We start from the raw sequence: 18244 nt of genomic DNA, 5'->3' as shown, positions 1-18244 counted from the left end.
TTCTCTTCTTATTGTCTAAGTAAAAATTAATCGGATAATTCAGGAACTTCAGGTACTTCTCGACCTTGGCTGGTATAGAAATCCTCAACAAAGGCGTCTAATGTACCTGTCTCGATTGCGCCACGCAAACCTTCCATCAATCTTTGGTAGTAGCGAAGGTTGTGAATGGTGTTTAATCGAGCACCCAAAATTTCATTACAACGATCTAAGTGGTAAAGATATGCCCGTGAGTAGTTCTTACAGGTATAACAATCACACTTATCATCGAGTGGTGAAGTGTCATCACGATGACGTGCGTTACGGATCTTAATAACCCCTTCACTGGTAAACAGATGACCATTTCGGGCATTTCGCGTTGGCATAACACAATCGAACATGTCTACACCACGACGTACACCTTCAACTAAGTCTTCTGGCTTACCGACCCCCATCAAATAACGTGGTTTGTCAGCTGGAATTTTTGGACAAACATGCTCAAGAATGCGGTGCATGTCTTCCTTTGGCTCGCCAACTGCTAAACCACCAACAGCGTATCCATCAAAACCAATGTCAACGAGACCATTTAAGCTCTCATCACGTAGGTCTTCATAGACACCGCCTTGAATAATACCGAATAAAGAATTCGGGTTCTCAAGTCTGTCAAACTCATCACGTGAACGCTGCGCCCAACGCAATGACATCTGCATTGATTTGCGCGCTTCGTCTTCAGTTGCTGGGTATGGTGTACATTCGTCAAAAATCATTACCACATCACTGCCTAATGAGTCTTGAATTTGCATCGACTTTTCTGGGTCCAAGAAAATCTTTTCACCGTTAATTGGTGAGCGGAAATGTACGCCTTCTTCAGTGATCTTACGAATATCACCCAAGCTAAATACTTGGAATCCACCCGAATCAGTCAAAATAGGACGTTGCCAGTTCATGAAGTCATGCAAGTCACCATGCTTACGCATGATCTCTTCACCTGGACGTAGCCAAAGGTGGAATGTATTACCCAACAAAATATCTGCGCCAGTTTCACGCACTTCTTCAGGCGTCATACCTTTAACAGTACCGTAAGTACCTACAGGCATAAACGCTGGCGTTTCAACAGTGCCACGTTCAAAAATCAAACGACCACGACGTGCGCGGCCTTGAGTTGTATCTAATTCAAATTTCATTTTTTCACCTCGCCAGATAAACAGTCTGACCTGAGTTAACTCAAGTATTTGAGTCTAAGATTATGACAAACATAAGGGCAAACAATTCAGTATCAACCCTCAATGCCAAAATATGCATTAAATCTGCGGATAAAAAAATACCCACTTCATATCATGAACTGGGTATTTTAAAGCAATTTGGATAATTAGTTCGCTTTTTTGGTCACAAACATGGCGTCACCATAGCTAAAGAAGCGGTATTTTTGAGCGATCGCGTGCTGATAGGCGTTTTTTACCTCATCGAAGCCGGCAAATGCACTCAGTAACATAATCAAGGTCGATTCTGGCAGGTGGAAATTTGTCACCATTGCATCGACAACTTGGAACTGGTATCCAGGGTAAATAAAGATATCGGTATCACCGCTAAATACTTGTAAATCATTCTGTGATGCTTTAGCTGCGCTCTCTAAAGAACGCACTGATGTGGTACCTACTGCAATGACACGATTACCCGCGGCTTTCGTTGCCGCGATTAGGTCGACAACTTCTTGTGGTACTTCTGCCCACTCTGAATGCATTTTGTGGTCGAGAATATTATCGACACGCACTGGTTGGAATGTCCCCGCACCTACGTGCAAAGTCACAAAAGCAGTATTAACGCCCTTGTCTTTTAACTTAGCCAGCATGGCATCATCAAAATGCAAACCTGCTGTAGGTGCAGCTACTGCGCCTGGGTTTTGGTTATAAACCGTTTGGTAGCGTTCTTTATCCGCGTCTTCATCTGGTCTATCGATATAAGGTGGCAGTGGCATGTGCCCCACCTCTTCTAGCACTTCAAGAATGGTTTTATCACCTTGTAGCTCTAGTTCAAACAAGGCGTCATGTCTAGCAAGCATTTTCATCTTGTAGTCAGCATCTAGGCAGATAATGTTATCCACTTTCGGTGACTTAGAGCAACGCACATGTGCAAGCACACGCTTGTCGTCAAGCATACGTTCAACCAAGATTTCTAACTTGCCACCAGACTCTTTGTGGCCAAACATGCGTGCAGGAATAACCCGAGTATTATTAAACACCATCAAATCGCCAGGATTGACTCGTTCTAAAATATCGGTGAACTGGAGATCAGCTAGTGCACCACTATTACCATCAAGTGACAGCAATCGAGAGGCAGTTCGCTCGGCAGTAGGATAACGGGCAATTAACTCATCAGGGAGTTCAAACGAAAAATCAGCAACGCGCATGGAAAGTCTCAACAGTATCTAAATCGGTCGCTAGTCTATGACTAGCGTAATAGAAGATCAACAATCCAGACTTAAAAAACCGTCAATTAACGATTTAAGCTTAACTTGCGCGTGCGTAAAGCACCTAGCTTAGTGATTTAAACGAATCCGATTTATTTTGAACAGGCGCGTTTGAACTTTTATTGTCAAAGTCTTCTTTGCGATAGCTATGCTGTTGGTAGGGAATATCTATATTGACTTTTCTACGAGTGACTTGCTCTTTTTTAGCAAGTTTTCGGGTTAACCAGTTCCACATCATCCATGATCCTCAAACCGTTTATTTGATGGTATTGCCTATTTTTGATGCACATCCTTTAAGAAAATCATTTGTTTCAGCATTATTTAGTCACTTAAACAGAAACAATTTCCTTCGCATCCTCCCGCATGATACCGTGAAGTACGCGTATCACCAAGTATAAAATATGAACTTTCTTGCACACCTGCATTTAGCAGACAATAGCCAAACTTCATTGGCTGCCAATATTGCTGGGGATTTTGCAAAAGGCAGTATTGAGCATTTCCCGAAACACCTGCAACAAGGTATTTGGCTGCATCGCCAAATAGACCAACTTACCGATAGCCATGAATTGACGAAAGAGTTACTTGAGCTCTTTCCTAAGTCACTCACTCGCGCAGCACCGATCATTATCGACTTAAGCTTTGATCATATGCTTGCCAAGTATTGGGATGAGTATCATCACCAAAGCCTTGAAGAGTTTGCAGGCAAAGCTTATGACGCTATAGATAACTGTGCAGAACTTCCTGAAGCACTCACATTAATTGCACCGAAAATTCGCCAAGAGAACTGGTTAGTGGCCTATCAAACACGTGACGGGCTAAATAAAACACTGGCTTCAGTTGCGAAGCGCGTATCAAAGCCAGAGATTTTTAACGGCGCACAAGAGTGCGTTAAAAAGCTCGACACTGAAATTGAAATCGCATTCCGCACATTTTATCCTCAATTGATGGCTTATAGCCGCTTATGGACACGTAACACTCCACCGGAGTATTTATAGCTATTGTGGTGCTTTGTTTCATTACAGCGCACAAGCTGCCAAACAGTTGAATTAAGTGCATGTCTAAAAGCTAAGTATTTGCTAGAATCCCGCCTATAGGAGAACACATGCAAATATTTAGCTATCAGCCCCCTAGTATCCCTTGGTTAGATATCCGTTATATCGACCGGGATATTATCGTTATCAATAAACCCTCTGGCTTACTATCGAACCCAGGCATCGCTGAGTACACTCACGATTGCGCGCTTACACGTTTGCAGCAGCGTTTTAAAAACACTATTTTGGTACATCGATTAGATTGTACAACGTCAGGCATAATGGTATTTGCCCGCAATAAAAAAGCGGAATCGAGTTTGAAAACACAATTTCAAAACAGGCAAACAGCAAAAACCTATATTGCAGAAGTTCAAGGACTGTTATCAGAGCCAAGTGGCGTGATAGATCTTGCTATTGCAGCAGATAAGGAAAACCCACCCAAACAGATGGTGAGCGAAACAGGAAAATCTGCAATCACTCACTATCAAGTCTTGCAGCAAAATGATGGTAATAGTTTAGTGGAGTTAAAACCTGTTACAGGCAGAACCCACCAGTTACGCGTGCATATGCTAGCACTCGGTCACGCTATCTTAGGTGATGACTTCTACGGCGATGAGACGGTGATTCGTGCCGCTAAGCGCTTACAATTACATGCTCAGAGTTTACAGTTTACTCATCCCTATTCGGGTAAAATAATGGAGTTTAGCAGTAAGCATCCATTTTAAAGCCCTGTACTCTCAAATACCTAAAAGGGGCTCTGGCCCCTTTTTAGTATCAAAGAAGCACTGCTTAAGCTGCAGCCTCATCAACTTTTGCCGTATAATAACAGTGAGTTGAATTACAAAACTTCAGTTCATTATCGGGGGTTAACATAAAGAACTCACCAAAGATATTCCCCCCTTTATCTTCCAGCTTGATGCCATCAGTGGTAACTTCACAGGTCATTTCATCCAAACTATGGCAGCCATCGAGATACCAAGTTTCAAGAAAGTATTTACCTTCTTGCTTATAAACGGTCAGGTTGTCGCCTAACAGAGGTCTTTCGTCAATCCAGTGACCGACTACCTCTCGTTCAACCAGCTCCTCTTCACGCCATGATAGACGCTTGCGCTTTTCAACCACTGACATTTCCATCTCCTTGAGTTTTGTTGCTTTCTCAATTTGAATCACTTCATCTGTCTTACTACGCACAAGAGTCATCTGTTCATTTCCCTATTAAAAACATGTGTAAACTTTTTGTCGGTAAATCAGGCGTTAAATAACGAATCTCAACTCACACAACCTTAAATTTTAAAATTAAGTGTATCGCACTAACAATTTTAAAACGCGATATAAATCACTTTAATATACATTACTTTAGCCAATCCGCATTAAAAGACAAGCCAATAACAACTCATACCTGTTTTTGGCCTTTTTTCCACCAAAATCTGTTATAACCCTAGGTTCTTGTTAAATAATTGATAAAAATACTACAGGACTCACAATGAAGTACAATCGACGACATTTCTTAAAAACAGCAGGTGTCACAGCAGCAGGCATCATCACCTCACAAATCCCTTTATCAACAGCTCACGGCGTTTCACCTAAGCCTACTGGCGGGCGTACTGTTATGGGGTTAATCGCTCCCCAAATGGATACCGTCAGAGTCGGGTTCATCGGTGTTGGGCAACGAGGTTCAGGGCATGTAAAACACTTTTGTCATCTTGAGGGAGTCGAGATCAAAGCGATTTGTGATACTGATGAAAGTGTATTAGATAAGTCGATTGAGTTTGTCACAGCCCAAGGTCTAGCAAAACCGGCTCGATACACGGGTAGTCCAAAGGCTTATAAAGGGTTACTCAACCGCGATGACATCGATATTGTGATTATTTCGACGCCTTGGGAATGGCATGCACCAATGGCAATTGACACTATGGAAAGCGGTAAACACGCCTTTGTAGAAGTCCCGCTAGCACTAACCGTTGAAGAATGCTGGCAAATCGTCGATACCGCTGAGCGAACCCAGAAGAACTGTATGATGATGGAAAACGTCAACTACGGCCGCGATGAGTTAATGGTGCTGAATATGGTACGTCAGGGGGTATTTGGCGAACTACTGCATGGCGAAGCAGCTTACATTCATGAACTTCGTTGGCAGATGAAGGAAATTGACAGTAAAACCGGCTCATGGCGCACGGGCTGGCATGCAAAGCGTAATGGCAACTTATACCCGACCCACGGCTTAGGGCCAGTATCGCAATATATGAATATTAACCGCGGTGATAGGTTTGATTACCTGACATCAATGAGCTCACCAGCCCTTGGCCGCGCTTTATATGCCGAGCGTGAGTTCCCTGCAGATCATCAGCGTAACCAGCTCAACTACATCAATGGCGATATGAACACCTCACTGATAAAAACCGTTAAAGGCCGATCCATTATGGTTCAACACGATACCACTACGCCTCGACCTTACAGCCGCCATAACCTAATTCAAGGCTCTAACGGTGTGTTTGCCGGCTTCCCCAATAGAATTGCCATTGAGCAAGGTGGCTCAGGTAACTTTCATCAATGGGATATGGACATGACAAAATGGTATGAAAAGTATGACCATCCATTGTGGTTACAAATGGGTAAAGAAGCTGAACGTAATGGCGGCCACGGTGGCATGGACTTCTTAATGTTGTGGCGTATGGTGTATTGCTTACGTAACGGCGAACCACTGGATCAAGATGTTTATGACGGCGCATCCTGGTCTGTGGTCAATATTTTAAGCGAAGAGTCAGTCAATAACCGCAGTAACTCGGTCAACTTCCCTGACTTTACCCGCGGTGCATGGAGAACCGGTAACCCCCTAGGTATTGTAGGCGCATAATCATTGACTCTTTATATAACAAAAAGCCCACTCGACTGAGTGGGCTTCTATTATGCAGTGGCGTTCAACAATAGTTAACCGCGATTGCATTTCAGCGTTAAGCTTTATTAAGCGTTCTCTTTTCGCTCAGCAGCTTCACAAGCGGCAGCGGTAAAGATAACGTCAGTAGAACTGTTTAAACCTGTCTCGGCCGAATCTTGGATCACACCAATAATGAATCCAACTGCAACAACCTGCATTGCAACATCATTTGAAATACCAAACAAGCTACATGCTAGTGGGATTAATAGTAATGAACCACCTGCAACACCCGATGCACCACAAGCAGAAACACCTGCTACTACACTGAGCAAAATAGCAGTAAGAATATCCACTTGAATGCCCATAGAGTTAGCCGCAGCTAAAGTCAAAATAGTGATGGTAATTGCCGCGCCGCCCATATTAATGGTTGCACCTAATGGAATTGATACTGAATAAGTATCTTCGTGAAGCTTTAACTTTTCACATAATGCCATATTCACGGGGATGTTCGCTGCACTTGAACGAGTGAAGAAGGCTGTAACACCACTTTCACGTAGGCAAGTAAATACCAATGGGTATGGGTTACGACGTATTTTAAAGTACACAATCGCAGGGTTGATAATTAACGCCATAATTGCCATTGCGCCAAGTAGTACTAGCAACAGATGCATGTAACCGGCAATAGCTGAAAAACCTGTAGTTGCGAATGTTGCAGCGACTAGACCGAAAATACCAATTGGCGCTAAACGGATAATAAAGCGTACCATTTGCGAAACACCATGGCTCACATCAGCAAAGACTTGCTTGGTTGAATCCGTTGCATGATGCAGAGCAAGGCCAAGCCCCACACCCCACGCAAGAATACCAATATAATTACCTGTCATTAATGCATTAACTGGATTATCAACAAGTTGGAATAATAAAGTATGGATCACTTCACCAATCCCTTCTGGCGGTGATGCCTGCGCAGCATCCAGTGATAAAGCTAATGTTGTAGGGAAAGCAAAACTCATCAATACCGCGGTGACAGCTGCCGAAAATGTACCAAATAGATAAAGGATCACAATGGGACGCATGTTGGTTTTAGCGTTTTTCTTTTGATTAGCGATTGATGCCGCGACTAAGATGAAAACCAAAATAGGTGCAATCGCTTTTAATGCACCAACAAAAAGCTCACCTAAAAAAGCAACATTTTCAGCACCGGTTTTAGATACCGTAGCTAACACCACACCCGCAATAATACCAATAAGAATTTGCAACACTAAACTGCCGTCTGCCAATCGGGCAAACAAAGATGGTTTTTGATTCATTATTTAACCTGTCGTTTTTATATTATGTAGAATCTCTATTAAATGAGCGAATGCTACAGCACGCATTAATTAGAGTTAATCTCCCTTCTATACAGTTTGTATCGGATGCAGCAACGCTTGTCTACCTTTGCTAGGTAATTAGGCTTGGATATTACTCACAGTTAACATATTGCTAATAAGGTCCTAAAGATTGGCCTTTGCTGTGGCTTTTTCAGCACCTCTTAACATGGCTTCTATTAACTCGTGAGCACAAAATTTAGTTAACGCTTCATTAGCGCCCACTTGGTGAGCCTGGCTAACGCTGATCTCACTCGATAACGAGGTATGCAAAATAATATAAGCTGGCGCAATAGCTGGGTTATTCTTTACTTCGAAAGCCAGTTCATAGCCATCAAGACCAGGCATTTCAATGTCGCTAACCAAAATATTAACTGCTTGCTGATTGCGCTCGGCCTGCTCCATAATTGCAAGCGCCTCTTTACCATCGGCCGTTACCTGGTATGGAATATTAATACTGTCTAACGCATCGCTTAATTGCTTACGAGCCACCTTTGAATCATCAACCAATAAGATGTTCATTGGCTTTAAGTATTCACGCTGCACATCGGTCAATATTGCGCGAGTGGTTTCAGGGCTTAGTGGAAACACTTTTGACAGCAGCAGCTCAACATCTAATAGCTGTACCAATTTATCATCGATCTTTGTAACACCGGTAAGAAACGCGTTTTTCCCTAGGCTACTTGGTGGTTTTTCAATATCTCGCCAATTACATTCGATGATTTTATCTATCGAACGCACCAGGAAACCAATCACCATTCTTTGACAATCAGTAATGATAATGTAGCTGTCTTTTAGCTCTTGTTGACTAATTGGCCTATATCCAATCGCTGCGGCCATATCGACGATAGGAATGGTCGCACCTCGTATAGTTGCAGCACCAAGTATTGTCGGGTGAGAGTGCGGAATGGCACTTAACGGGCTATAAGGCACTAATTCACGGATTTTCAACGTTCCCAGCGCAAACAGCTGAGTTAACGACAGTTTAAACAGCAGCAAACCTTGGGATTGGTTCGCTTTACTTTTGGTTTTATTTTTAGTTATTGCGTCCATACCACTATCGCCGTAAGTATTTTACTTAATAAAAGAAACTCTAACCTAACCACTTAAATCAAACAATTAAAGCTGAGATTCAATCGGCAATAATGCGATGCAATCGACAAGAAACTTGCGCCATAGCCCTGCATCAGGTTCGCTGTATAGTTTGCGTTGGCTAAAATCGTCATACCAAACAATTTCATCATCTTCTAATGCTAATCGATAGGTATTTTTTACCAAATTTGTAGCAACGCCCTCCACAACAGTTTCAGCAAATTGCGGATTATCTATAATTAAGCCCATTTCAGTATTTAACCATGCTGAACGAGGATCAAAATTAAAAGACCCCACAAAAACCGATTCTTTATCAATCACGAACGTTTTTGCATGTAAGCTACTTTTAGAACTGCCACTCCAACTGCTCGTTTGCTTTACATCTGGGTTGGCTTTCACCTCAAAAATCTTCACTCCCGCGGCTAACAAAGCTTGCCGATATGCTCTGTAACCAGCATGCACAGCCAATACATCAGTCGCCGCTAGGCTATTGGTTAATATGGTAACATTGACTCCAGAATGGACAGTTTCAATAATACTCTGAGTACCACTGCGCGTTGGTACAAAATACGGCGAGACAAGCAGTACCTCATGTTTTGCCGCTTGTAAAAACTCACCCAGGTCGGCCAAAATGCTATCAGAATCTAACTGATGATTTTGCTTATCGGGTTGATCATAAACCAGCTTTGATGGCCCCCAAAACCAAGACAATGACTGGCTCTTCATTTTAGCCATAAGGTCACTATTGAGTAATCGCGTAACATAGGGGTTATCGTTATAGGCTTGCTGCTGCGACTTAGCGATTGCAAGCTCTTGTTCCACCTCTTCATTAGTGACAATAATAGAACTGAGCGCTTCAATCTCAACCGTTAACGGCGCATTCCAATATAGGTCAAATTGATCGGACACTTCATCAACCGCTGTACCTATCGCCATCAAGTCAAAATCACCAAACTCCACATCAGTATTATTAGAAAAGTATTCATTACCAATATTACGCCCACCCACCACAGTTATGGTGTTGTCTATCGTTAACGACTTATTGTGCATTCTATGGTTTAAGCGCGAAAAACCTACAACAAAAGCAAGATTACGAAAGCTACGCTCAAAAGAAGGGTTGTATAATCGCACTTGGATATTTTCGTGCTTTGCCAGCATCGTTAGAGCTTTATCAGCATTTTTTATTGCCATGTCATCAAGCAATATACGCACTCTAACCCCACGCTCTGCGGCCTGCATAAGATGCCAAGTCAGCAACCTACCGCTATCATCGGCACGATAGATATAATATTGCAGATCGATACTCGCCGTTGCAGAGCTGACCAAAGCTAAACGTGCAATAAAAGCATCGACACCATCGCTTAACGCAATGACCCCAGTCTGTTGTGGGTGTGCTAACACATCGGGCTGGACAAACTTTGCTAGCGGCCATGTATTTTGTTGCTGAAGCTTAAATGAAGGGTGTTTATCGGGAAAAACAGCAGAAGCTTGGCAGCCGGTTAATATCCAAACTGCCCAAAGTAATATCAATCTAAATGGTGTTAACGTCTGCAATCCATTTGCAATCATTTTATTATTCTATTTGCGAACCTTAGTTAATCTTGTAGCGCATAAAGTACATCAAATGCAAATTGATCCCACCCTTCAGAACTAAACGCGATGTCCCTCACCGCGCGAACCTGACTTACAGCGTGCAATGGTGCTGCACCATTATCCATTAAATAGTACGCCATAATCAGTCCCGTTCTATCTTTACCTGAACGACAATGGATTAATACTGTCTTATCTTGTGCTTCACATTGTCTGATAAAAGCCAGCGCTTTGGGAACCTGTTCTTTACAAAGTGTTAAATCTTCTTCTTTAGGCGGGATGTTGCTAGAAAACGGCACACATAGATAATCTAAACCTAAATCAGCGATTTCTTCAACGTTACACTCTTCACCATGATTAACCGATAAAATTGCATCAATGCCAGACGCCTTAATTTGTGCAAGATCCCAAGGGTCTTTATTTGGGCCGCTGCGTCCTGCAATTTGCCCCTCAACTAACCAAAATAGGTGCTGCATAGTGTTTCCTAGATAAAAAATGTGTTGTAACAGACAATAAATCGACAAGAGCATACCTAATGCCGAAATGTTGCGCTATCGCTTTGTCTCTCTAGATGACCATCGGTAGTTAAAAACTGGTGCTACGCCGCAAAATTGCTGGTACAGATGTTAAAAAGGGCTCAATATGAGCCCTTTAATATTGCGCGACATGCTGAAAAGTGCCGCGCGATGTAATCTTTTCGATTTAAGACTTCTTAGCCCAAACCTCAGCATTGACTTTTTTACGGTGCTTTTTACCGGTACCGGCAGGTTTTGCCATTGGTTTAAGATCCCGTGATGGGCAGTCTTCTGGCGCTTCAAGATCGGCTTCAAAGCCAGGAATTTGCTCACGCTCTAAACGCAGTTTATTTTTCTTCTCTATCAACTTAAAGTGTTGATATTCATCATGAGAGATTAAGCTCATTGCGATCCCCGCCTCACCAGCACGGCCGCTTCGACCAATACGATGCATATAATCTGCAGGACTTCTCGGTAATTCGAAGTTGATTACAATTGGTAGCTTTTCAATATCAATACCGCGCGCCGCGATATCCGTTGCAATCAGTACACTGATCTCGCCGGACTTAAAGCCATCAAGTACACGATTACGCGCGCCCTGACCTTTATCGCTGTGAAATACTTCAGCTGTTATACCGGCATTTTCTAACTTCTGCGCTAAGCGATTACAGCTATATTTTGCACTGGCAAAAATAAGCACTTGTTGCCACTGATTATCTTTAATCAATTGTGCTAACAACGCCGTTTTACGGTTACGGTTAACGGTGATAACACGTTGAACCAAAGTACTTTCTTCGCTACTTTGTAACTGTATTTCTACAGGATTATTTAATAGCGAATCGGTAAGTTCACGTACTTCTTCAGGGAAAGTAGCAGAGAACAATAAGGTTTGCTTAGCTTTAGGTAGCTTAGCTAAAAGCGCGTTCAGCTCTTCAGTAAAACCAAGGCTCAACATGCGATCGGCTTCATCCAATACCAAAGTCGCGGTGTTATCTAGCTTAAGCGCATTGCTTGAAATCAGATCGATTAAACGACCCGGTGTAGCCACAACGATGTCAGCGCCGCCACGAAGGCTTTGCATTTGCACATTCGTCGACACACCACCATAAACAGCAAGGGTTTTAAGATTAGGTTTAATCAACTGCGAGTAACGCATAAAGCTATCGCTAACTTGCTGTGCTAGCTCACGAGTAGGTACTAAAACCAAACAAGAAACAAAGTTGCTTCCCGCTTTACGAGGTGATGCTTTAGCAAGCTTTTGAATAATGGGTAGAGCAAAAGCAGCGGTTTTACCCGAACCTGTTTTAGCGCCGCCTAGCACATCTTTTCCCGCTAAAACTGCTGGAATGATATTAGACTGAATTGCGGTTGGCTTGGTATAACTCAGCAGTTTAAGCGTTTCAAGCAACTCAGGGATTAACCCTAGTTGGCTAAAATCACTGTGGGCAGTTGTGCTCGCTACAGTTTGCGTTGCTACTTGGTCTGTTGAAGATACTGGCTGAGTCATAATTTACAGGTTAATGCCTAATCAAAAATAAGGCACTTATTCTACGCTAATATCAGTTTAAAAGCTTATTTTTCTTCTGCGTTAGCTTACGCTCAATAACGTAAACTATCGCTCCTCAAATAACGATGATTACAGCCCTTCAAGCTTTAACAACTTTTGCTTTAACGCCAAGCCATATGCATAGCCCGTTAAGGTACCATTTTTACCAATAACGCGATGACAAGGAACCAGTATGGCGATTGGATTTGCTCCATTGGCGGTGCCCACCGCCCTCACCGCCTTAGGACGATTAACTTTATTCGCGATATCGCCATAACTACAACTTTGACCAAAATCAATCTCAGTGAGAGCTTGCCACACTTGTTGCTGAAACTCGGTGCCTTTAGGGGCTAGTGCCACATCAAAATACTGACGCTTGCCATCAAAGTACTCTAGCAGCTGTTGCTTTGCCTGCAGTAAATGCGTGTGAGCTTGTTGCTGCTCAGTCGCTGTATTGAGTTTATTTTGTTGAAGAACTTGGCTATCTATTTCCCGTGACAACCATTCATCATCCGTTTGTGGAATAAAATTTAAGTGAGTGATCCCGTCTGCATTTGCGCAGATTGAGATAAACCCATAATCCGATTCAAAATTTAGTTTTGCCATAGGCAAAGAGAATTTATTCATGACAAGTTCCACAAATGAAAAGTTAAATAACTCCCCCAAGGAGCACTCTTTTGCGCAAGCTGTTGGCTAATGGCCAAGTAATCGTAGTCGTTATATTCTGCTTGCTCAGAATATAACGCTAACACTCGTTTTTTCACCACTAGATCGCCGCATAACAAAATATTAGGGTCGCTTAGCCCACGCATTTTGGCATAAGCAATCGTCCACGGACCTATGCCTTTAATGGCGATCCATAAATCAGGCTCGGCATGCGTATTTTTATCAACAAATTGCGCGAGTGCATTAAGCGCTTTCTTTCTAGCTACTGGCATTTTAAGCTCAGTTAATTCAGCTATCGCAATCGCCTCTGGAGTTGGAAATAACTTAACGTATTTATCACCAATTAAGCGCTCTTCACCATAAGCGAGCACTAACTGATTAAGTAACTTCGAGGCTTGTACGATACTAACTTGTTGCCCTAATACCGCTCGGCAGCCCGCTTCAAAAACGGACCAAACGCCAGGTAATCTTAGCCCTTGACTCATTTGCTCAGCTAACGGCGTAATCGTTTCTAACACGTTATCAATCTGGCTAATATTGGCATCGAGATCCAGTACGCGGCGAATACCGTTTATGACCGCACCTAACTGTGTCAACCCAGATTCATTCTCAAGTACAATCTCAACGTTGAATAAGTGCCTGCTCGCATCGAGCCTCGCGCTAAAGTAACCACTTACCTCATTAATCGTAAAGCTACGACCGTAGCTAAGCTCATCATCTAACCATTCCATTTCGGAGACTGCACGTACTTGATAGAAATGATGCTGCTTTGCCCATGAAAAGGGCGGCCTAAAGCTCATCTGTAGCTTCAATGCCACTACACCAATACTATTATTGGCACTATTAACACTGTTGACGGTGACATCATTGTTTGCTTGATGATTCTGCTGCGACTTGGCAGTTCTTTTGCGGAGTTCTGAAGGCGTTAGCTGCAAAGTCTGCTGAAAGGTTTCATTGAAACGTCGAATACTGGTAAAGCCTGCCGCAAAGGCCACTTGAGTAATAGAGAGCTCTGTTTGATGGAGCAGCTGTTTCGCGAGTAAAAGTTGTCGGTACTGATTATACCCTTTTACGGAAATCCCCATTTTATCGTTAAACAGTTTCCGTAAATAGCGGCTACTGATCCCTAACCGCTCAGATAAAGTTTCAACACTCTGCCCTTCTGGACCTGACAATACGCCCGCATCAATCAGTGCTTTTGCCCTGTTTAACGTGGTTTGTGTGCCCTGCCACGCATAGGATCTGGGTGCAGAATCGGGCCTGCAGCGAAGGCAAGGTCTTAAACCAACACAGGCAGCTTGCTGTGCTGAGTCAAAATAACGTACGTTTTGTTCTTTTGGGCTAACTGCGGGGCAGATTGGCCGGCAATAGATTTTGGTTGTCAGCACGCCAATAAAAAACTGACCGTCGAATCGAGGATCTCGAGCGAGCCGAGCTTTACGGCAGACCTCTTTATCTAACTGGCAGTCTTGTTGGAGCATATTCACACCTAAAATCAACGGAGATAAGCTAATCTTACGTAACAAACCTCGGTATCACTAGCGGAAAACGGAACTCAATAGCACTGATATTTCATTGTGACCGTTAACCACAATAAATATTTACTATTAATATCCCCCAATCAATGCGTTATTCCTATATGCTGTGCTTTCATTAGAGTTTTCTAACACGCAAATATTATTGAGTAGAAACATGTTCAAACGATTTGAATCTTGGGTTGATCCGCTTCCTAGCGAAGAGCCACAACAGCCCCCGAAAGGGATCTATGCATTTTGCCGTCATTACACCCGCGGCTTTGAAGTGCCATTAGTTATTATGTCTATTCTTACGGCATTATTGGCAATTCTGGAAGTGTCTCTCTTTGGCTTTATGGGCGATCTCGTCGATTTACTCGTTAAACATGATCCTGAGACCTTATTTGAGCAAGAAGGCCTGCGTTTGCTTGGTATGACTCTGCTAGTACTTGTGGTGATCCCACTGCTGACCTTGTTACATGCGCTTATTGTTTATCAAGGATTATTGGGTAATTACCCCATGTCAATTCGATGGCTTGCTCACAGATACTTGTTAAAACAGAGTGTGTCATTTTATCAAAATGACTTTGCAGGCCGCGTCGCAACTAAAGTGATGCAAACCTCATTAGCAGTCAGAGAAACTGTGACTAAGTTATTAGATGTATTGGTTTATATCTTAGTTTACTTCACCGCAATGGTGGTGATGATTGCCAAAGCCGATCTGAGATTAATGGTGCCAATGCTTATCTGGTTAGCTGTTTACATCGCTTTGCAAATTCGCTTTTTGCCTCAACTCAAGAAGGTATCAACTGAGCAAGCTGATGCTCGCTCAACGATGACTGGTCGCATTGTCGACAGCTACACCAATATTGCGACAGTGAAGTTGTTTTCCCATACCCAAAAAGAAGCTGAATATGCTAAAGGCAGCATGAAAACCTTCCTGCATACAGTTTACAAACAAATGCGTTTAGTCACTTGGATTAATGTCAGCGTACAAGTAATCAATTACATGTTGGCTTTTTCAATCGCGGCCGTATCGATTTGGCTATGGCAAGACGATGCCATTACCGTAGGTGCTATTGCGATTGCCATCAGTCTCGCGCTCAGGCTAAACGGTATGTCACAGTGGATCATGTGGGAGGTAAGCTCACTATTTGAAAACATAGGCACTGTCGCAGACGGCATGAATACCCTATCGAAGCCAACTGACATCAATGATATTGAAAATGCACCAGCACTTAGCGTCACCAAAGGTGAAATCGATTTTAATAATGTTAGTTTTCACTATGGTGAGAACACGGGAGTTATCGATGAACTAAATCTAAATATTAAGCCTGGTGAAAAGGTGGGATTAGTCGGCCGCTCTGGTGCTGGTAAGTCTACTCTTGTGAATCTATTAATGCGCTTTCATGATGTTGAGTCCGGTAATATTGCTATCGATAAGCAAGATATCACAGAGGTCACTCAAGATTCTTTGCGTGCTCATATCGGCATGGTGACCCAAGACACGTCGCTACTACACCGCTCTATTCGGGAAAATATTCTTTATGGTAACCCTGATGCCAGTGATGAAGAACTAGACGCTGCAATAAGAAACTCACAAGCTTATGAGTTTATCCAGACCTTAAGTGATCCAGAAGGCAATATAGGGCTTGATGCTCAAGTAGGTGAAAGAGGCGTTAAACTCTCTGGTGGACAACGTCAACGTATCGCCATTGCCCGAGTACTACTTAAGAATGCCCCTATCCTGCTATTGGATGAAGCCACTTCAGCGCTAGACTCTGAAGTTGAAGCCGCGATTCAAGAGAGTTTGTATCAGCTAATGCAAGGCAAAACCGTTATTGCCATCGCACATCGATTATCGACCATTGCAGCAATGGACAGGTTAATCGTTCTAGATGAAGGTAAAATTGTTGAGCAAGGTACCCATCAAGAGTTAATTAGCTCTGGTGGGATCTATGCGCAGCTTTGGGCTCATCAAACAGGTGGCTTCCTCGGTGTTGATTAGTTTCGAAACCAAAATTCAGGCAACACTTGGTATTTATAATCGATAACTGATGCTAGTTATTGGCTCGTCACTGAGAATTATCAACAAAACAAGAGCATAAAATAAAAGCCGTCAGCAATGATGGCTTTTTTATACTACTTACAACTAGCTTTAATATAGCCAAATACACTTTATAAAAGCCTTTCTAACTATCAACGTCGACACAGCATCAGTTCATGACTAACTAGCCTCTATTTCATTGACGAGTTGTTCCATTCGTTGGAGCTTCAGTCTTTATTAACAGTGCTGACGCTAAAATATAAGTGAGGATCTAGTTGATCCGCCCTGCCCTCGCTTTTAGCTTCTTAAGCTCGCATAACAAAAGCCACTTACACAAGTGCATAATAAGTTATGCTGCCCCCTAATTCCTGAAGCAAATCTAAAACATAACAGCTCTATCGAGACGAGAGCAGAGAAGCTGACAACTCGCTGCTTAACGTACATTAAATATCATTATTGTATTTTGGCCTAGAGTTACAACGTTAGGTTTGTCGCAAATTGACGGCCAAACAAGGAATTTAGATTAATACCAATCAGTACAAGGATTTGATCTACTCAGAGTGTTTTTGGCAAACTAATTCAAGGCGAATAATTGAAAGAATGGTCGCTCCCTTTTGAAGTTATTCAACGCAGAAGTAGGCAGCCAAAAACGCTCCAGAATGGCGAGTTTTAGCGGCTTTGATGCTGTGTTAACGAGCTTGAACGTAGAATAACTATGCTCTTCACTCGTTGCCTTGCCTCAAAGCCGCTAAATTCTCGCTGAGCGACCAAATATTTATACTTATTGGTATAAGGAAGCCAAAGTCATATAAGCCGAATTTTAGATATAAAAAAACCACCCTAAGGTGGTTTTTTTACTTACTACGTAAAGCAGTAAAATGGTGGAGCCTAGCGGGATCGAACCGCTGACCTCAACACTGCCAGTGTTGCGCTCTCCCAGCTGAGCTAAGGCCCCATTTCTGGTGTACATTCAAGTCACTAAAAACATGAATAAAAATAAGTGGTATCCCCAAGGGGATTCGAACCCCTGTTACCGCCGTGAAAGGGCGGTGTCCTAGGCCTCTAGACGATGGGGACCCGGACTGCATTAGACTCTGCAAAGAGTGAATACTCATTAAGTTCTGTAGGCTAAAACTCAACGCTTTAAAATAAGTGGTATCCCCAAGGGGATTCGAACCCCTGTTACCGCCGTGAAAGGGCGGTGTCCTAGGCCTCTAGACGATGGGGACCCGGACATATTGTTTTACTTCCAATATAACGAAGACCTATAAGTGACACTTTAGAAGGCTATAAAAGTGAAACCGCCGTGCTGATCTTAATAAAAAAGTAGCGCGGTGTCCTAGGCACCATCTAGACGATGACTCTTTATAAACAAGAGCTAGGACTGCATTAGACTCTGCAAAGAGTGAATACTCATTAAATCCTGTAGGCTAAGATTTAACGCTTAAACAACCAGACCGAAATCTCATCGTTATAAATAGTGGTATCCCCAAGGGGATTCGAACCCCTGTTACCGCCGTGAAAGGGCGGTGTCCTAGGCCTCTAGACGATGGGGACC

15 protein-coding genes and 4 tRNA genes are annotated in these 18244 nt (G+C 42.9%); 4 read left to right on the top strand and 15 right to left on the bottom strand.

The annotated features are described in order from the left end of the window. Window positions 1-26: 26 nt before the first annotated feature. The 3 genes from tgt to L2748_RS11555 form a co-directional block, all read right to left on the bottom strand. Window positions 27-1160, bottom strand: a complete 1134-nt coding sequence (gene tgt, locus L2748_RS11565) for a tRNA guanosine(34) transglycosylase Tgt (protein WP_220781737.1) — start codon at window positions 1158-1160, stop codon at window positions 27-29. Window positions 1161-1345: 185 nt separating this feature from the next. Continuing rightward, window positions 1346-2383, bottom strand: coding sequence for a tRNA preQ1(34) S-adenosylmethionine ribosyltransferase-isomerase QueA (gene queA, locus L2748_RS11560; protein ID WP_220781736.1), 1038 nt, complete (start codon window positions 2381-2383; stop codon window positions 1346-1348). A 124-nt stretch (window positions 2384-2507) separates the two neighbouring features. Further along, window positions 2508-2681 (bottom strand): hypothetical protein, encoded by a 174-nt coding sequence (locus L2748_RS11555; RefSeq protein WP_220781735.1) that lies wholly within the window; start codon window positions 2679-2681, stop codon window positions 2508-2510. A 163-nt stretch (window positions 2682-2844) separates the two neighbouring features. On the opposite strand from L2748_RS11555, the gene L2748_RS11550 reads away from it, so the two are divergent. Further along, window positions 2845-3438 (top strand): acyl carrier protein phosphodiesterase, encoded by a 594-nt coding sequence (locus L2748_RS11550; protein ID WP_220781734.1) that lies wholly within the window; start codon window positions 2845-2847, stop codon window positions 3436-3438. Between the two features lie 107 nt (window positions 3439-3545). Then, window positions 3546-4199 carry an RluA family pseudouridine synthase gene (locus L2748_RS11545; protein ID WP_220781733.1) on the top strand — a complete coding sequence of 218 codons (654 nt, stop codon included), beginning with the start codon at window positions 3546-3548 and terminating at the stop codon, window positions 4197-4199. Window positions 4200-4263: 64 nt separating this feature from the next. Here the strand turns inward: L2748_RS11545 and L2748_RS11540 are convergent, their stop codons facing one another. Next, entirely contained in the window at window positions 4264-4674 is a 411-nt protein-coding gene (locus tag L2748_RS11540) for a hypothetical protein (RefSeq protein ID WP_220781732.1), read from the bottom strand. Window positions 4675-4957: 283 nt separating this feature from the next. On the opposite strand from L2748_RS11540, the gene L2748_RS11535 reads away from it, so the two are divergent. Beyond that, the gene (locus L2748_RS11535; RefSeq protein WP_220781731.1) at window positions 4958-6328 is read left to right on the top strand and encodes a Gfo/Idh/MocA family protein; all 1371 of its coding nucleotides are present in this window, start codon (window positions 4958-4960) and stop codon (window positions 6326-6328) included. Between the two features lie 107 nt (window positions 6329-6435). Here L2748_RS11535 and sstT read toward each other — a convergent pair whose 3' ends face one another. The 7 genes from sstT to L2748_RS11500 form a co-directional block, all read right to left on the bottom strand. Beyond that, window positions 6436-7659, bottom strand: a complete 1224-nt coding sequence (gene sstT, locus L2748_RS11530; RefSeq protein WP_220781730.1) for a serine/threonine transporter SstT — start codon at window positions 7657-7659, stop codon at window positions 6436-6438. Window positions 7660-7842: 183 nt separating this feature from the next. Further along, window positions 7843-8769, bottom strand: a complete 927-nt coding sequence (locus L2748_RS11525; RefSeq protein WP_220781729.1) for a chemotaxis protein — start codon at window positions 8767-8769, stop codon at window positions 7843-7845. A gap of 66 nt (window positions 8770-8835) precedes the next feature. After that, window positions 8836-10377, bottom strand: coding sequence for a phospholipase D-like domain-containing protein (locus tag L2748_RS11520; RefSeq protein ID WP_220781728.1), 1542 nt, complete (start codon window positions 10375-10377; stop codon window positions 8836-8838). Between the two features lie 26 nt (window positions 10378-10403). After that, complete coding sequence (locus tag L2748_RS11515; RefSeq protein WP_220781727.1) at window positions 10404-10874, bottom strand: dual specificity protein phosphatase family protein; 471 nt, start codon at window positions 10872-10874, stop codon at window positions 10404-10406. 226 nt (window positions 10875-11100) lie between these two features. After that, a complete protein-coding gene (locus tag L2748_RS11510; protein ID WP_220781726.1) occupies window positions 11101-12420 on the bottom strand; it encodes a DEAD/DEAH box helicase in 1320 nt (439 codons plus the stop codon). Window positions 12421-12549: 129 nt separating this feature from the next. Further along, on the bottom strand, window positions 12550-13086 hold the full coding sequence (locus L2748_RS11505; protein WP_220781725.1) for a methylated-DNA--[protein]-cysteine S-methyltransferase: 537 nt from the start codon (window positions 13084-13086) through the stop codon (window positions 12550-12552). Next, window positions 13083-14606 (bottom strand): AlkA N-terminal domain-containing protein, encoded by a 1524-nt coding sequence (locus L2748_RS11500; protein WP_220781724.1) that lies wholly within the window; start codon window positions 14604-14606, stop codon window positions 13083-13085. Before L2748_RS11500 ends, L2748_RS11505 begins: the two co-directional genes overlap by 4 nt. Window positions 14607-14817: 211 nt before the next feature. Between L2748_RS11500 and L2748_RS11495 the strand changes: the two genes are divergently transcribed. Next, entirely contained in the window at window positions 14818-16647 is a 1830-nt protein-coding gene (locus tag L2748_RS11495) for an ABC transporter ATP-binding protein (protein ID WP_220781723.1), read from the top strand. 918 nt (window positions 16648-17565) lie between these two features. On the opposite strand, the gene L2748_RS11490 is transcribed toward L2748_RS11495, so the two are convergent. The 4 genes from L2748_RS11490 to L2748_RS11475 all read right to left on the bottom strand — a co-directional run bounded on the left by L2748_RS11490 (window position 17566) and on the right by L2748_RS11475 (window position 18243). Further along, a tRNA-Ala gene (locus L2748_RS11490) sits at window positions 17566-17641 on the bottom strand. 46 nt (window positions 17642-17687) lie between these two features. Next, window positions 17688-17763, bottom strand: a tRNA-Glu gene (locus L2748_RS11485). A 76-nt stretch (window positions 17764-17839) separates the two neighbouring features. After that, window positions 17840-17915, bottom strand: a tRNA-Glu gene (locus L2748_RS11480). Between the two features lie 252 nt (window positions 17916-18167). After that, window positions 18168-18243, bottom strand: a tRNA-Glu gene (locus L2748_RS11475). Between the last annotated feature and the right edge of the window lies 1 nt (window position 18244).

Source organism: Shewanella sairae, from assembly GCF_023283535.1.
Taxonomy (GTDB): domain Bacteria; phylum Pseudomonadota; class Gammaproteobacteria; order Enterobacterales; family Shewanellaceae; genus Shewanella; species Shewanella sairae.
The sequence above is the reverse complement of the archived record's forward strand: the minus strand, read 5'-3'. Positions and strand labels throughout refer to the sequence as shown.

Coding starts and splice junctions, on each gene's coding strand:
- tgt (WP_220781737.1), bottom strand. CDS start 1,160: ATGAAATTTGAATTAGATACAACTCAAGGCCGCGCACGTCGTGGTCGT.
- queA (WP_220781736.1), bottom strand. CDS start 2,383: ATGCGCGTTGCTGATTTTTCGTTTGAACTCCCTGATGAGTTAATTGCC.
- L2748_RS11555 (WP_220781735.1), bottom strand. CDS start 2,681: ATGATGTGGAACTGGTTAACCCGAAAACTTGCTAAAAAAGAGCAAGTC.
- L2748_RS11550 (WP_220781734.1), top strand. CDS start 2,845: ATGAACTTTCTTGCACACCTGCATTTAGCAGACAATAGCCAAACTTCA.
- L2748_RS11545 (WP_220781733.1), top strand. CDS start 3,546: ATGCAAATATTTAGCTATCAGCCCCCTAGTATCCCTTGGTTAGATATC.
- L2748_RS11540 (WP_220781732.1), bottom strand. CDS start 4,674: ATGACTCTTGTGCGTAGTAAGACAGATGAAGTGATTCAAATTGAGAAA.
- L2748_RS11535 (WP_220781731.1), top strand. CDS start 4,958: ATGAAGTACAATCGACGACATTTCTTAAAAACAGCAGGTGTCACAGCA.
- sstT (WP_220781730.1), bottom strand. CDS start 7,659: ATGAATCAAAAACCATCTTTGTTTGCCCGATTGGCAGACGGCAGTTTA.
- L2748_RS11525 (WP_220781729.1), bottom strand. CDS start 8,769: ATGGACGCAATAACTAAAAATAAAACCAAAAGTAAAGCGAACCAATCC.
- L2748_RS11520 (WP_220781728.1), bottom strand. CDS start 10,377: ATGATTGCAAATGGATTGCAGACGTTAACACCATTTAGATTGATATTA.
- L2748_RS11515 (WP_220781727.1), bottom strand. CDS start 10,874: ATGCAGCACCTATTTTGGTTAGTTGAGGGGCAAATTGCAGGACGCAGC.
- L2748_RS11510 (WP_220781726.1), bottom strand. CDS start 12,420: ATGACTCAGCCAGTATCTTCAACAGACCAAGTAGCAACGCAAACTGTA.
- L2748_RS11505 (WP_220781725.1), bottom strand. CDS start 13,086: ATGAATAAATTCTCTTTGCCTATGGCAAAACTAAATTTTGAATCGGAT.
- L2748_RS11500 (WP_220781724.1), bottom strand. CDS start 14,606: ATGCTCCAACAAGACTGCCAGTTAGATAAAGAGGTCTGCCGTAAAGCT.
- L2748_RS11495 (WP_220781723.1), top strand. CDS start 14,818: ATGTTCAAACGATTTGAATCTTGGGTTGATCCGCTTCCTAGCGAAGAG.